Source organism: Streptomyces sp. NPDC040432 (assembly GCF_055595445.1).
In genome coordinates this window covers 127361-144136 of sequence record NZ_JBVIVP010000022.1, presented here as the reverse complement: position 1 = coordinate 144136, position 16776 = coordinate 127361, and the positions used below count along the sequence as shown (strand labels likewise).

1 protein-coding gene is annotated in these 16776 nt (G+C 72.7%); it reads right to left on the bottom strand.

The window, feature by feature from the left end:
• Window positions 1–16673 (bottom strand): non-ribosomal peptide synthetase (locus ACZ58N_RS31700; RefSeq protein ID WP_471166881.1); only part of this gene is annotated, 16673 nt, incomplete at its 3' end.
• Window positions 16674–16776 lie beyond the last annotated feature (103 nt).

The following is a 16776-nucleotide window of genomic DNA, read 5'->3' as shown; positions in this document are numbered from 1 at the left end:
GGGCCGAAGGGGTTGGCGGTGAACCGCTCCGATGTCAGGGCGCTGCGGTCGTGGTAGCCGCGGGCGAGTTGGTGTCCGGCGAGGTAGAGCTCGCCATCCGTGCCGGGGGCGACGGGGCGTAGGGCGCTGTCGAGGACGTAGGCGCGCGTGTTCGTGAACGGCCGGCCGATGGGGACGGGGCCGTCGGGGAGCGCACCGGCGGGGATGCGGTATTCGGTGGCGTTGACGGTGTTCTCGGTGGGCCCGTACGCGTTGATGACCTGCGTGTGGGGGTGGGCGGCCCGCCAGGTGGTGAGGTGGTCGGCGTGGAGGGCTTCACCGCCGAGGATCAGGGTGTCGCTGGGCGATGTGGTGGCCGGCAGGGTGTTGAGGATGGCGAGGTGACTGGGGGTCGCCTTGATGAGGGTGGGCTGCGCGGTGCTGTTTTCGAGGGTGGTGAGGTGGACGGTGCCGCCGTTGGTGAGGGGCGTCCACAGGGCGGTGATCGTGAGGTCGAACGCCAGCGGTGAGTGCAGGACCGTGGCCCCGCCGGTGGCCGGGTAGGCGGTGCGTGCCCGGTGGAGGTAGGTGGCGAGGGCGTGGTGTTCGATGATGACGCCCTTGGGGCGGCCGGTGGAGCCCGAGGTGTAGATCATGTAGGCCGCGTGGAGCGGTGACCACGGGGACCGACGCTCTGCGTCGCCGATCTGCGCATCGGAGTACGTCGCCAGGACGTTCGTCGCCACGGGTTCGGTGAGGGTGAGGGCGGGAGCGGCGTCGGTGAGGATGTGGGTGATGCGGTCTGCCGGGTAGTCGGGGTCGACAGGGAGGTAGGCGGCGCCTGCCTTGAGGACGCCGAGCATGCTGACGATCGCGTCGGTGGTCTTCGGTAGCACCAGCGCCACGAACTGTTCCGTCTGCACGCCGTGGGCTATGAGGTGGCGGGCGAGTTGGTTGGCGCGGCCTTCGAGCTCCCCGTAGGTGAGCGTGTTCCCGTCCTCGTCGGTGACCGCGACCGTGTCCGGGGTGCGGGCGGCCTGCTCCGCGAACAGCTCGTGCAGGGGTGTGTCCGGGTGCGGGGTGTCGTCGCCGTTCCACTCCACCAGGACCCGCTCGCGATCCGTGGAGCTGATGAGCTCGAAGTCCTCGATGCCCCGGTCGAGAGCCGTGGTCATGGCGGTCAGGACGCGGACGAACTGGTCCGCGATCGACTGGGCCGATGCCTGCTCGAAGAGATCCGTGCTGAAGTCCAGCGAGGCGCTGATGCCCGTCGGCAGCCGGTCGCCGTCGAACGACTCCGAGACGGTGAAGGCCAAGTCGAACTTCGAGGCCGAACGCTCGACCACCTCGTATGCGACGTCCAGGCCGGGCAACTGCGCGATCTCGGTACGTGCACCCTCGTGATCCGTGTTGTTGAACGTCAACAGCACTTGGAAGAGGGGGTGGTGGGAGAGGGTGCGGGTGGGGTTGAGGGCTTCTACGAGGCGTTCGAAGGGGAGGTCTTGGTGGGCGTAGGCGGTGAGGTCGGTTTCGCGGATGCGGTGGAGGAGTTGGTTGAAGGTGGGGTTTCCGCTGGTGTCGGTGCGTAGGACGAGGGTGTTGATGAACATGCCGATGAGGTGGTCGGTGGCGTCGTCGGTGCGGCCGGCGATGGGGGTTCCGATGGGGATGTCGGTGCCGGCGCCGAGTCGGGTGAGGAGGGTGGCGAGGGCGGTTTGGGCGAGCATGAAGGTGCTGGTGTGGGTGGTGCGGGCGAGTTCGGTGAGTTGTTGGTGTGTGGTGGTGGGGATGGTGAAGGTGATGCGGTCGCCGGCTTGGCTTGCGGTGGGGGGTCGGGGTCGGTCGGTGGGGAGGTCGAGTTGTTCGGGGAGTCCGGTGAGGGTGTTTTTCCAGTGGGTGAGTTGGCGGCCTGCGGTGGTGGTGGGGTCGTTGTCGTTGCCGAGGAGTTGGCGTTGCCAGAGGGCGTAGTCGGCGTACTGGACGGGGAGCGGGGTCCAGTTGGGGGCTGAGCCGTTGGTGGTGCGGGTGGTGTAGGCGGTGGTGAGGTCGTGGGCGAGGGGGGTGCGGGACCAGGCGTCGCTCGCGATGTGGTGGATGAGCAGGAGCAGCACGTGCTCCTCATTCGAGACCTCGAAAAGGACAGTGCGAAGGGGAAGCTCGCCACCGAGGTCAAAGCAGTGACCCACGGCCTCCGTCAGCTTCCCGCCGAGTTCGTCCTCGTTCACCTGGACAACCGTGAACGACGTCTCGGCCACGTCCGCAGGAACGACGATCTGGTGCGGCCCGTGTTCTTCGTCCTCGGCGAAGGTGGTGCGCAGGCTCTCGTGGCGGGCGACGACGTCACCGATGGCGAGGCGCAGGGCGTCGACGTCGAGACGGCCGGTGAGACGGAGAGCAGCCGCCGTGTTGTAGGTCGCGTTCGGTCCTTCGAGTTGGTGGAGGAACCAGAGGCGTTGCTGGGCGTAGGAGAGCGGAACGCGTTCCGGGCGCGGCCGGGCGGTCAGCGGCTCGCGGGCGTCGGCCGCCCGGTCGAGGGTGGTGGCGAGGCCGGCGATGGTGGGGGTCTCGAAGAGCTGCCGGATGGGAAGTTCCGCGCCGAGGGTGGTGCGGATGCGGCTGACGAGTCGGGTGGCGAGGAGCGAGTGGCCGCCGAGGTCGAAGAAGCTGTCGTCGATGGTGAGGTGCGGCAGGGACAGGATTTCCGCGTAGAGGGATACGAGGATTTCTTCGCGGGGGTTGCGGGGTGCTCGGCCTGCGGTTGATCCCATGTAGGTGGGTGCGGGGAGGGCTTTGCGGTCGAGCTTGCCGTTGGGGGTGAGGGGCAGGGCGTCGAGGGTGACGAGGGCCGAGGGGAGCATGTACTCGGGCAGGCGTGCTGCGAGCCCGGCCTGGGCGATGCTCTCGTTCCAGAGGGCGGGGTCGGGGACGAGGTAGGCGATGAGTCGTTGGTCGCCGGGTTGGTCCTCGCGGAGGATGACGGTTGCCTGGAGTACGCCGGGCTGGGTCGTGATGGCGGATTGGATTTCGCCGAGTTCGATGCGGTGTCCGCGGAGTTTGATCTGGTGGTCGGCTCGGCCGGTGAAGAGGAGTTGGCCGTTGTGGTTCCAGCGGGCGATGTCGCCGGTGCGGTACATGCGGCTGCCGGGTGGGCCGTAGGGGTTGGCGGTGAACCGCTCCGATGTCAGGGCGCTGCGGTCGTGGTAGCCGCGGGCGAGTTGGTGTCCGGCGAGGTAGAGCTCGCCATCCGTGCCGGGGGCGACGGGCCGTAGGGCGCTGTCGAGGACGTAGGCGCGCGTGTTCGTGAACGGCCGGCCGATGGGGACCGGGCCGTCGGGGAGCGCACCGGCGGGGATGCGGTATTCGGTGGCGTTGACGGTGTTTTCGGTCGGCCCGTACGCGTTGATGACCTGCGTGTGGGGGTGGGCGGCCTGCCAGGTGGTGAGGTGGTCGGCGTGGAGGGCTTCGCCGCCGAGGATCAGGGTGTCGCTGGGCGATGTGGTGGCCGGCAGGGTGTTGAGGATGGCGAGGTGGCTGGGGGTCGCCTTGATGAGGGTGGGCTGTGCGGTGCTGTTTTCGAGGGTGGTGAGGTGGACGGTGCCGCCGTTGGTGAGGGGTGTCCACAGGGCGGTGATGGTGAGGTCGAACGCCAGCGGTGAGTGCAGGACCGTGGCCCCGCCGGTGGCCGGGTAGGCGGTGCGTGCCCGGTGGAGGTAGGTGGCGAGGGCGTGGTGTTCGATGATGACGCCCTTGGGGCGGCCGGTGGAGCCCGAGGTGTAGATCATGTAGGCCGCCTGGCGGGGCGACCACGGGGACAGGCGCTCCTCGTCGGTGACCTGAGTGTCGCCCTGGGCCGCCAGGACGTTCGTCGCGACGGGTTCGGTGAGGGTGAGGGCGGGAGCGGCGTCGGTGAGGATGTGGTGGATGCGGTCTGCCGGGTAGTCGGGGTCGACGGGCAGGTAGGCGGCGCCGCTCTTCAGAACGCCGAGCATGCTCACGATCGCGTCGGTGGTCTTCGGCAGGACCAGCGCCACGAACTGTTCCGTCCGCACGCCGTGGGCTATGAGGTGGCGGGCGAGTTGGTTGGCGCGGCCTTCGAGCTCCCCGTAGGTGAGCGTGTTCCCGTCCTCGTCGGTGACCGCGACCGTGTCCGGGGTGCGGGCGGCCTGCTCCGCGAACAGCTCGTGCAGGGGTGTGTCCGGGTGCGGGGTGTCGTCGCCGTTCCACTCCACCAGGACCCGCTCGCGGTCGTGGGTGTCGAGGGTGTCGAGGCGGCCGACCGGCTCGTCGCCGTTCGTGGGCAGGGCGTTCAGGACACGCAGGACGCGCTGCGAGAGGGAGCGGGCCAGGTGGCCGTCGCACACGTCCGCCCGGTAGTCGAGGTGCAGTTGCAGTGCGGTGTCCCGGGTGTGGGCGACCAGGTTCATCGCGAAGTCGGTGCTCTCGACGGCGTCGAAGCCGTCCAGCCGTAGTCCGGCGCCGTCGAGTCGGGGGTCCGTGGCTCCCGGGCTCACGGGGTAGTTCTGGAAGACCATGGCGGTGTCGAAGAGGTCGGCGTGGCCGGCCCAGCGTTGGATGTCGGCGAGTCCGGCCCACTGGTGGTCCAGGAGTCGGGCCTGTTCGGCCTGGAGGCGTCGGAAGAAGCCGGTGAGGGGTTCGGCCTGGTCGAGGCGGGCCCGGACCGGGAGGGTGTTGATGAACAGGCCGACCATCGACTCGATGCCCGTGAGCTCGGGCGGGCGGCCCGAGACGGTCGCGCCGAAGACGACGTCGTCACGGCCGGTCGCCTGGGCCAGGGCCAACGCCCACGCACCCTGCACGACGGTGTTCATCGTCACGCCGTGCGCCCGTGCCCATGCCGCGAGCGCGGCACTGGCCTCGGCGTCGAGGCCGAAGGCGATGCTCTGCGGGGCGGACTGCACCGGCCCGGCCCCCGGGGCGATCAGTCCCGGCTCTTCCAGGTCCGCCAGGGATTCCGTCCATGCTTCGCGGGCCGCTTCGCGGTCCCGGCCGTCCAGCCACGTCAGGTAGTCCCGGTACGGACGGACCCGCGGCAGGGCGGCCGTGCCACCATCGGCACCCGCGTACAGCGCGATGAGTTCCTGCCAGATCAGGGGCATCGACCAGCCGTCGACGAGGATGTGGTGGTTCGTCATGATCAGCCGGACCCGGTTTTCGTCCAGCCGGACGGCCGTGAACCGCAGCAGCGGCGGGCGTGTCAGGTCGAAGCGGCGGGCGAGGACCTCGGCGGCGGCCCGGTCGGATGCGAGGGACCGTTCGTCGGGGGCGAGGCCGGTCAGGTCGAGGTCCTGCCAGTCGAGTGCGACGTCGGCCGGTACGACCTGCACCCAGGTGCCGGACGGGACCTGGTGGAAGCCGGCGCGCAGGTTGTCGTGGCGCCGCAGCAGGGTTTCGGCGGCCGTCCGCATGCGGGTGGCGTCGAACGGGCCGCTCAGGTCGAAGGAGATCTGACCCACGTACACGTCGCGGGTGTCCTCGTCGTACAGGTTGAGGAAGAGGAAGCCCTCCTGGAGGGGTGCGAGCGGCAGGACGTCCCGCAGTCCGGGGACGACGGACTCCAGGTGCTCGATCTCGGCCTGCGTGACCGTCGGGTGGGTGACGTCGGACGGGGTGAGGCCGGTGGCGTCCGGGCGGCGGGCCTCCTCGACGAGGCGCTTGAGGGCGGCGAACCAGGCCTGCGACAGCTCACGGACGTCCTCGGGCCGCAGTACGGCCGCCGCGTAGGTCCAGGTGGCCGTCAGTCGGGTGCCGGTAGGGGTCTCGCGTGCCGAGGCGTTGAGGTCCACCGGGTGGGCCAGGGGCATGGCCCCGTCGATGCCCGCGACGTCGGCCCCGGCGACGGACCAGGCGGCGGCCTCCCCGGCGCCCCGGCCGATGCGGCCCAGGTAGTTGAAGCCGAACTCGGGCACCGGCAGGGCGGCGAGGACGGCCCGGCCGGCGGGGTTCAGGTGCCGCAGCAGGCCGTAGCCGAGACCGTTGCCGGGTACGGAACGGAGCTGTTCCTTGACGGCCTTCAGGGCCGGTATCAGGGCCGGTACCAGGGCCGGCAGGGTACGGGCACGGCCGGGGGTGATGCCGGAGCCGTGCGCCGTCGGGTTCGGGCGCACCGGGTTCAGGCGCACCGGGTACATGGAGGTGAACCAGCCCGCCGTGCGGCTGAGGTCGGTGCCGGGGACGGCGTCCTCGTGCCGGCCGTGGCTCTCCAGGTCCACCACCACCGGGGCGTCCGGGTCGCCGCCCCGGTCGCGCCGCCAGTCGGCGACGGCGACCGCGAACGCGGTCAGCAGGACGTCGTTGATGCCGGCGTTGACGGTGCCCGGTACCCAGGTCAGCAGGGCTTCGGTGGTTTCCGCGTCGAGTTCGGCGGTGACCTCCCCCGCGTCCGCGTGGGTGTCGCGGGTCCGGTCCACGCGCAGCGCGGGGGGTGTGCCGCCGAGGACGGTGCTCCAGTGGTCGAGCTGTGCCTCGGTCCGCGCGTCGAGCGCGAGGTCGGCGAGGGAGCGGGTCCAGTGCCGCCACGGGGTGCCGACCGGGGTGAGGGTGCCGCCCTCGTAGGCGGTGACCAGGTCGGGGATCACGATCCGCCAGGTGACGCCGTCCATGACGAGGTGGTTCGCGACGAGGACGAGGAGGCCGTCCCGGTCTGGTCCCCGGTCGATCCAGACGGCCCGGAGCATGCGGCCGGCCGCAGGGTCGAGCCGGGACCGGGCGTCGCGGGCCAGCCGGGTCACGGCGGTGTCCACCGCGTCGTCGTCGAGACCGGTGGCGTCGAAGCGGGTCAGGCAGTCGGCGGCGGTCACGGAACCCGGCTCGGGCACGGTGACGGTCCAGTCGTCGGCGACCCGCATCCGCAGGGCGTCGTGGTGGTCGAGCACGGTCCCCAGCGCGCGGCCCAGGGCGTCGAAGTCCAGGACGGCGGGCGCGTGCAGGACGGCCGACTGGTTGAACGCGGCCCGGTCGGAGCCGAGGTCGGCGAACCATCCCATCATCGGTGTCGTCGGCGCGTCCCCGTACGGGGACGTACCGGCCCCCGGTACGAGCGCTCCGGTGCCCTGCGGACCGTCCGCGGCCGTCGCCGCTTCGGCGAGCCCTGCGGGCGTCTGGTGCTCGAAGACGTCGCGCACCGACAGGACGAGCCCTGCCGCGCGGGCCCGACCGACGAGCTGGATGGAGAGGATGCTGTCGCCGCCGAGGTCGAAGAAGCCGTCGTCGACGCCGACGGACCCCTGGCCCAGGATCTCGGAGAACAGTGCGCACAGCTGCCGTTCGCGCGGGGTGCGCGGGGGGCGGCCCGAGGACTGCCCGGTGTAGTCGGGGGCGGGCAGCGCCTTGCGGTCGAGCTTTCCGTTGATCGTCAGGGGCAGGACGTCGAGGGGGACGAACGCGGTGGGGATCATGTGGTCGGGGAGGATGCCGCGCAGGTCGGCGCGGAGCCGGCGCACGTCCGGGGCGTGGCCGGGCTCGGGGACGACGTACGCGACGAGCCGGCGGTCGCCCGGGCTGTCCTCGCGGACGATGACGGCGGCCCGGGCCAGTTCGGGGCGTTCGACGAGGACGGACTCGATCTCGGCGGGCTCGATCCGCAATCCGCGGATCTTGACCTGGGTGTCGACGCGGCCCAGGTACTCCAGCTCGCCGCCGGGCAGCCAGCGCACCAGGTCGCCCGTGCGGTACATGCGGGTACCGGGGGCTCCGTACGGGTCGGACACGAAGCGTTCCGCGGTGAGCGCGGCCCGGCCGTGGTAGCCGCGGGCCAGGTGGGAGCCGGCCGCGTAGAGCTCGCCGGGGACGCCGGGGGGCACCGGCCGCAGGGCGGCGTCGAGGACGTAGACGGAGCTGTTGGCGATGGGGGCGCCGATGGGCGGGGTGACGGGCCCGGACAGGGGGCGGCTCATGGTGGAGCAGACGGTGGTTTCCGTCGGGCCGTACGAGTTGAGCAGGATACGGCCCGCGGACCAGCGTTCCACCAGCTCCGGCGGGCTCGTCTCCGCGCCCACGACGAGGGTCGTGACGGTGGGCAGCGCGTCCCCGGGCAGCAGTTTGAGGACGGCGGGGGTCAGGCTCAGGTGGGTGGCGTCGAAGCGGTTCGCGAGCGCGGCCAGCTCCGGTCCCGGGGTGAGGCCGGCCGGTGCGACGACCAGGGTCGCCCCGGTGAGGAGGCCCATCGACAGTTCCCAGAAGGCCGCGTCGAAGCTCGGGGAGAGGTGTTGGAGGACCTTGCTGCCGGGGCCGGTGGCGCAGGCGCCGGTGAAGATGTCGAGGAGTCCGGGGAGACCGGAGTGCGTGACGACGACACCCTTGGGGCGGCCGGTGGTGCCGGACGTGTAGATCATGTACGCCGGGTGGGTGGCGCGGCGCGGGCCGTGCCGTTCCGCGTCGGTGACGTCGTGCGCGGGCAGCGCGGCGAGCTCCGCGCCGGTGGTGGCGTCGTCCAGGAGGAGCAGCGGGACGCTCGTGTCGGGCAGCGTGTCCGCGACGGCCGCGGTGGTGACGATCAGGGTCGGGGCGGCGTCCTCGACCAGGTACGCGATGCGTTCCGCGGGGTAGGCGGGGTCGATCGGCACGTAGGCGGCGCCCGCCTTGAAGGCGGCGAGGGTGGCGGTCACCAGGTCGGCCGAACGGGGCACGGCCAGCGCGACGAACTGTTCGGCGCGGACGCCCCGTTCGAGGAACCGGCGGGCCAGCCGGTTGGCGCGCGCGTTGAGTTCGGCGTACGTCAGGGTGCCGTCCTCGGATTCGACGGCCGGTCGGTGCGGGGCCTCGGCGGCGTGTCGTTCGACGTACTCGGCGAAGGTCCGGGGGTCCGCCGGGCGGGGGGTGTCGTTCCACTCGACGAGTACGCGGCGCAGTTCGTCGGCGTCGAGCACGGACGGCTGCGTGATCCGCAGGTCGGGGTCGTGGGCGAGGGTGTCGAGCAGGCGCAGGAAGCGTGCGACGAGGGAGCGGACGGTGGCCTCGTCGAAGAGGTCGGTGCTGAACTCGGCGGCTCCTGCGAGGCCGGCGGGGGAGCCGTCGGCCGCACGGTGCTCGGCGAGTTCGACGGCCAGGTCGACCTTCGCGACGCCGCTCTCGACGGGGATCGGCGTCACGGCGAAACCGGCGGCGGACATGGCCGCGAGCGCGTTCTGCTGCGTGGTGTCCAGGCTCAGGAGGACCTGGAACAGGGGGTTGTGCGACAGCGAACGGGCCGGGCTCAGTACGTCGACGAGGCGCTCGAAGGGCAGGTCCTGGTGGGCGTAGGCCGTCAGGTCGGCTTCGCGTACGCGGTCCAGCAGTTCGCGGAACGTCGGGTCGCCGGAGGTGTCGGTGCGCAGGACCAGGGTGTTGACGAAGAAGCCGACGGCGTCGTCGAGGGCGTCGTCGGAGCGGCCCGCGACCGGGGTGCCGATCGGGATGTCCTCGCCCGCGCCCATCCGGTTCAGCAGGGTGGCCAGGGCCGCCTGGAGGACCATGAACACGGTGGTCCGGGACTCGCGGGCCAGTGAGGCCAGCCGGCGGTGCAGGTCGGCCGGGACGGTCACCGGGACCCGGCCGCCCCGGTGCGAGGCGACGGCCGGGCGGGGCCGGTCGGTGGGGAGCTCCAGGAGGTCGGGAGCGCCGGCGAGGGCCTGCTTCCAGTGGGCGAGCCGGCGGCCCGCCACACCGGTGGGGTCGGCGGGGTCGCCGAGCAGGTCGGTCTGCCACAGCGCGTAGTCCGCGTACTGGACGGGCAGCGGTGTCCAGTCGGGGGCGCGGCCTGCGGCGAGCGCGGTGTAGGCGGTCGCCAGGTCGCGGACGAGCGGACCCAACGACCAGCCGTCGCCCGCGATGTGGTGGACCGACAGCAGCAGGGCGTGTTCGGTCGGGGCGAGGCGGAACAGTTCGGCGCGGACGGGGACGTCGCGGGTCAGGTCGAAGGAGTGACCGCCGGCGCGGGTCAGGTCCGCGTCGAGCCGTTCCTCGGTGGTGTCGCGGACGGGCAGTTCGAAGCGGACCGTTCCGGGTGCGAGGACGGTCTGTCGGGCGCCGAGGGTGTCCTCGGTGAAGACCGTCCGCAGGCTTTCGTGGCGGACGATGACGGCCTGGAAGGCGCCGCGCAGCGCCTCGGGGTCGAGGGGGCCGGTCAGGCGCAGCGCGCCGGTGATGTTGTAGGTGGGGGAGGGGCCTTCGAGCCGGTGCAGGAACCACAGCCGTTGCTGCGACGAGGACAGCGGGAGGCGGTCGGGGCGCGGGCCGGCGGTCAGCGGGGTGCGGGCACGCTCCGCGTCGTCGAGGGTCGCGGCGACCCCGGCGACGGTCGGCGTCTCGAACAGCTGCCGGACGGACAGTTCCACGCCCAGGGCCGTACGGATCCTGCCGGCGAGGCGGGTCGCGAGCAGGGAGTGGCCGCCGAGGTCGAAGAAGCTGTCGTCGATGCTGATCCGGGGTACGGCCAGGACCTCCGCGAAGAGGGCCGTGAGGATCTCCTCGCGGGGGCCGCGCGGGGCCCGTCCGGTCGTGCGCGTCTCGTGGGCGGGGGCGGGCAGCGCCTTGGTGTCGAGCTTGCCGTTGGGGGTCAGCGGGAGGGCGTCGAGGGTGACGAACGCGGAGGGCACCATGTGCTCGGGGAGCTGGGCGGCGGCGTGGTCGTGCAGGGCCCGGGCGGACGGGCCGCCGGCCCGGGTCACGACGTAGGCGGCGAGCCGCAGGTCGCCGGGGACGTCCTCGCGCAGCCGCACGGTGACGTCGGTGACGTCGGGGTGCGCGGCCAGTACGGCCTCGATCTCGCCGAGTTCGATGCGGAAGCCGCGGATCTTCACCTGGTGGTCGGCGCGGCCCAGGTAGTCGAGTCCGCCGTCGGCGCGGCGCCTGGCCAGGTCGCCGGTGCGGTACATGCGGGTGCCCCGTTCGCCGAAGAGGGCGGCGTAGGGGTCGGCGGGGAAACGGTCCGAGGTGAGGCCGGGTCGGCCGAGGTAGCCGCGGGCGAGGCCGGCGCCCGCCACGTACATCTCGCCGGTGACGCCGGCCGCGGCGGGCCGCAGTCGTCCGTCGAGGACGTAGACGCGCAGGTCGGGGATGTTGACGCCGATGGTGCTTGCGGTGGCGGCCTCGGCCGTGGCCCGGTCCACCGGGAAGTGGGACACGTGGACGGTGGTCTCGGTGATCCCGTACATGTTGACGAGGGCCGGGGCGTCCTGCGGGTGCCGTTCGTACCAGTCGCGCAGCCGGGACAGGTCCAGGGCCTCGCCGCCGAACACGATCGTGCGCAGTGCCAGGTCCGGGGCGTGTTCGCGGTCCGCGGCGGCCAGTTGGTGGAACGCCGACGGCGTCTGGTTCAGCACGGTGACGCGTTCGCGTTCCAGCAGTCCGAGGAACGCGACGGGGTCGCGGGTCACGGAGTGCGGGACGACGACGAGCCGGCCGCCGTGGAGCAGTGCTCCCCAGAGCTCCCAGACGGAGAAGTCGAAGGCGTAGGAGTGGAAGAGGGTCCACACCTGCTGCTCGTCGAAGCCGAACCAGTGCTCGGTCGCGGAGAAGAGGCGTACGACGTTGTGGTGCGGGACGGCCACGCCCTTGGGGCGGCCGGTGGAGCCCGAGGTGTAGATGACGTACGCGGTGTCGCGCGGGTCCAGCCGTCGGGTCCGCTCCTCCTGCCGGAGGTCGCCGTCGCGGAGGTCGGCCTCGGCCTCGGCGCCGGTGGGGTCCGGGCCGGCGACGACGATGCGCGGCACGTCGTGGGCGGGCAGTCGGGCCGCGGTGTCCCGGTCGGTGAGGAGGACGGCGGGGGCGGCGTCGGACAGCACGTAGGCGAGGCGGTCGGCCGGGTAGTCGGGGTCGAGGGGCACGTAGGCGGCGCCGGCCTTGACCACGGCGAGCAGTGCGGTCACCAGCTCGGTGGAGCGGGGCAGTGCCAGCGCGACCAGGGAGTCCGGGCCGATGCCGCGCGCGGTCAGCCGTCGGGCGAGCCGGTTGGCGCGGGCGTTGAGCTCCGCGTACGTGAGGGAGGTGTCCTCGAAGGTGAGGGCGGTGCGGTCGGGGAAGCGGGCGGCCTGCCGCTCGAAGAGTTCGGGCAGGGTGGCGTCGGCGCTGCCGGGTGCCGGCGTCGTCGGGTCGGGCCGGTTGGCGTCGACCAGCAGTCGGTGTTCCTCGCCCGGGGCCAGTACGTCGACGGCCGTGAGGCGTGCCGTCGGGTCGGCGGCGACGGCGGTGAGGAGTCGCAGGAGCCGTTCCGAGAGGGCGCGGGCCGTGTCCGTGTCGAAGAGCTCGGTGCTGTACTCGACGGCGAGGCGCAGCCCGGCGGCCGTGCCGTCGGCGTCCCGGCTCTCGTCGAAGGCGAACGCCAGGTCGAACTTGGACAGTCCGGTGTGCAGGGGCACCAGCTCGGTCCGCAGTCCCGGCAGCCGGCCCAGCTCGCCGAGGGCGTCCTGCTGGGTGGTGTCGAAGGTCAGCATCACCTGGAACAGCGGGTGGTGGGGTGCCCCGCGGTCCGGGTTGAGGGCCTCGACGAGCCGCTCGAAGGGCACGTCCTGGTGGTCGAACGCGGCGAGGTCGGTGTCGCGGACCCGGCCGAGCAGCTCGCGGAACGTGGGGTCGCCGGAGGTGTCGGTGCGCAGGACGAGGGTGTTGACGAAGAAACCGACGAGGTCCTCCACCCCGGCGTCGGTGCGCCCCGCGATCGTCGAGCCGATCGGGACGTCCTCGCCCGCGCCGAGCCGCGTCAGGAGGCCGGCGAGGGCGGCCTGGAGCACCATGAACACGCTGGTGCGGGTCTCGCCGGCGAGGGCGGCCAGTGAGCGGTGCAGGTCGGCCGGGACGGACAGGTCCAGGCGGGCGCCGGCGTTGGTGCGGCGGGCCGGGTAGGGCCGGTCGGTGGGGAGTTCGAGGCGTTCGGGCAGTCCGGCCAGGGCCGTCCGCCAGTGGTTGAGCTGTCGGCTGCCCTCGCCGTCGGCGTCGTCGGCGGCGCCGAGGAGTTCGTGTTGCCACAGTGCGTGGTCGGCGTACTGGACGGGCAGCGGCGCCCGGCCGGGTGAGGTCGCCCCGGTGAGGTGGGCGGCGTAGGCGGTGCCCAGGTCCCGGGCGAGCGGGGCCAGCGACCAGCCGTCACCGGCGATGTGGTGGAGCACCAGCAGCAGGACGTGTTGCTGCGGGGCGAGCGTGAACAGCGTGGCGCGCAGCGGTGTTTCGCGGGCCAGGTCGAAGGGGTGGCGGGCGGCGAGGGCCAGTTCCGCGTCGATGCGTTCGGCGTCGCAGGCGGTGACCTCCAGGCGGGGCGCGGCCCGCTCGGGGGTGAGGACGACCTGGTGGGGGCCCTGCTCGTCCTCGGCGAAGACGGTCCGCAGGCTTTCGTGCCGGGCGACGACGTCCCCGATCGCGGCCGCGAGGGCCGTTTCGTCGACGGGCCCGGTCAGGCGCAGCGCGGCCGGGATGTTGTAGAGCGCGGAGGGCCCCTCGTACTGGTGGAGGAACCAGAGGCGTTGCTGGGCGAAGGACAGCGGGAGCCGTTCGGGTCGCTGCCGGGCGGTGACCGCGGTACGGGCCCGGCCGGCGCCGGTGAGGGCGGCGAGCGCGGCGACGGTCGGGAATTCGAAGACCTGCTGGATCGTCAGCTCGGTGCCGAGCGCGGTGCGGACGCGGCTGATCAGGCGGGTGGCGAGCAGGGAGTGTCCGCCGAGTTCGAAGAAGCTGTCGTCGATGCCGGGCTCGTCGACGCCGAGGACCTCCGCGAACAGGGTGCGGAGGATCTCCTCGCGCGGGGTGCGCGGGGCGCGGCGCCGGGTGCGGCTCGTGTACGAGGGGGCGGGCAGGGCCTTGCGGTCCAGCTTGCCGTTGGGTGTGACGGGCAGGGCGTCCACGACGACGAAGGCCGAGGGGACCATGTGGTCGGGGAGCCGTTCGCGCAGCGGCCCGGTGAGCGCGTCGGGGTCGGGGCGGCCGGCGGCGGCCGGCACGAGGTAGGCGACGAGGCGCTGGTCGCCCGGCTGGTCCTCGCGCAGGAGCACCGCGGCCCGGCCGATGCCGGGCAGGGCCAGCAGGGCGGACTCGATCTCGCCGAGTTCGATGCGGAAGCCGCGGAGCTTGACCTGGTGGTCGGCACGGCCGATGTACTCCAGGTGTCCGCGGTGGTTCCATCGGGCGAGGTCGCCGGTGCGGTACATGCGGGTGCCGGTGGGGCCGTACGGGTCGGCGGTGAACCGTTCGGCGCTGAGGGCCGGCCGGCCCAGGTAGCCGCGCGCGAGCTGCACGCCGGCGATGTACAGCTCGCCGGGCACGCCTGGCGGAACCGGTCGCAGCGCGGCGTCCAGGACGTACATCCGGGTGTTCCAGACGGGCAGACCGATGGGGACCGGGCCGTCGGCGGCGGCGCACGGCCAGTACGTGACGTCGACGGCGGCTTCCGTCGGCCCGTACAGGTTGTGCAGGGGGGTGTCGGTCAGGGCCAGGAACCGGGCGGTGAGTTCGGGGGAGAGGGCCTCGCCGCTGCAGAAGACGCGGCGGACGCCGGTGAGGGCCGCGGCGGCGGCCGGCTCGCCCAGGAACACGTCGAGCATCGACGGCACGAAGTGCAGGGTGGTGATGCCTTCGCGGGCGACGACGTCGGTGAGGTAGGCCGGGTCCATGTGGCCCTCGGGCCGGGCGACGACCAGGGTCGCGCCCTCGGTCAGGGGCCAGAAGAACTCCCACACGGACACGTCGAAGCCGGACGGTGTCTTCTGCAGGACGCGGTCGGAGGCGTCGAGGCGGTAGGTGTCCTGCATCCAGGCGAGCCGGTTCACGATGGCTTCGTGCGAGACCACGACGCCCTTGGGGCGGCCGGTGGATCCCGAGGTGTAGATGACGTAGGCGGGGTGCCGGGGGTGGAGGGCCGGCCGGGCGGCCGGGGCGGTGTCCGCGGCCACGGCGTGCGCGTCGTCGGCCGTCCCGGGGGCGTCGAGCAGCAGGCGGGGGGTGCCGTCGTCGGGCAGTCGTCCCTCGGTCTCCCGCGAGGTCAGCACCAGCATGGCGCCGGCGTCCCCGAGGATGTGCGCGATGCGGTCGGCCGGGTATCCCGGGTCGACGGGGACGTACGCGGCTCCCGCCTTCAGTACGCCGAGCAGCGCGACGACCAGTTCCGCGGACCGGGGCAGGGCCACGGCGACGAACGTCTCCGGTCCGGCCCCGCGGGCCGTCAGGGCGCGGGCCAGCCGTTCGGCGCGGGCGTCGAGCTCGGCGTAGGTGTGGGCAGTGCCCTCGAAGACGAGGGCCCGCGCCTGCGGGGTGCGGGCGGCCTGCGCCGCCAGCAGGTCCGCCAGGGTGGTCGCGGGGACCTCGTGCGCGGTGTCGTTCCAGTCGGACAGGACGCGCCGGCGTTCCTCGTCGCCGAGCAGGACGGCCCCGCCGACCGCCGCGGCCGGATCGGCCGTCAGGTCCTCCAGCAGGCCGACGAAGCGTTCCTGGAGCGAGCGGAGCTCCTCGGCGTCGTAGAGCTGCGGGTTCCCCTCGAAGTCGACGCGGATCCCGGACGCGGGGGTGCCCGTCAGGACGAAGTTGAGGTCGGTGGTCGGTCCCGAGCCGAGGCTGCGCATCACGCCGGGCGAACCGGCGAAGTCCACGGGCCGGGTGTAGGGCAGGACGTTGACGGTCGGGCCGAGTACGCCCGCGCCACCGGACAGGCCGAGCTCGCGGTTGAGGTCCTCGCCCCGGTAGCGGCTGTGGGCCATCAGGGCGCTCAGGGCGGTGGACACCTCGGCGATCAGCTCGGTGAAGGTCGTGCCGGGGCGGACGGTGAGCCGCAGCGGCAACTGGTTGGAGACCATGCCGGGCGTGGTGCGGGCGTTGGCGCCGTGGCGGCCGGTCACGGGCACGGACACGACGATGTCCTCGGCGCCCGTCATGCGGTGCAGGAAGGCGGCGACGCCGGCGATGACGATCCGGGCCCAGGAGGAGTCGTGCGCCGCGGCGACCTCGTCGAGGATCCGGGTCCGTTCCGGGGCCAGGCGCAGGCCGACCCGGGTGCCGGCGAGGGCGAGGCGGCTGCTGCGGCCGGTGAGGGACACCGGGTCGGGGCGGTCGGCGAACAGGCCGGTCCAGTGGGCGCGGTCCTTCTCGTACCGGGCGGAGGCGCGGTAGGTCTCCTCGCCGGTGACGAGCCGGTCCATGTCGCCGAAGGAGGCGGGCGGCACCGGACCCCCGCCCAACAGGGCCGCGTACACGGCGGCGAGCCGCTCGTAGAAGAGGGACATGCTCGTGCCGTCGAGGACGATGTGGTGGACGCCCAGGTAGTACATGTGGCGGTCCGGGCCGAGCGTGAACAGGGCGTGGCTGCTGAGGCCGGGGCGGTCCAGGGCCACGGGCGTCGCCCGGTCGGCCTCCATCAGGCGCAGCGCCTCGCCCTCGGGGTCCTCGTGCCCGGTGAGGTCGAAGTGCGCCAGCCGTACCGGGGTGAGGGGGCTGCCGTCCGCGGCCGTCGGGGCGTCCTCGTCGGCCCGGTCCGGCGGGGCGATCGGGCAGTGCACCCGGTGGGGGCCCTCCTCGTCGACGAGGAAGCGGGAGCACAGCGTCTCCGTCCCGGCCAGGGTGTGCCGGAGGGCGGCGCCCAGCACGGCGCGGTCGATCGGCCCGCTGATCTCCAGGCTCGATCCGGTCTTGTAGTGGGTGCTCCGCGGATCCATCTGCTGGGCGAGCCACACCTCGTGCTGTGCGCTGGTCAGACCGTGCCGAACGGCAGCGAACTCAGACACTGTCCCTCACATTCGTCCGCCGGACCACCCGGCCATTGCGTGGTGCGATGCAATCTATGAAATGCCGCTGGAGCATCATTCGATTAATGAGAACTTGGACGCT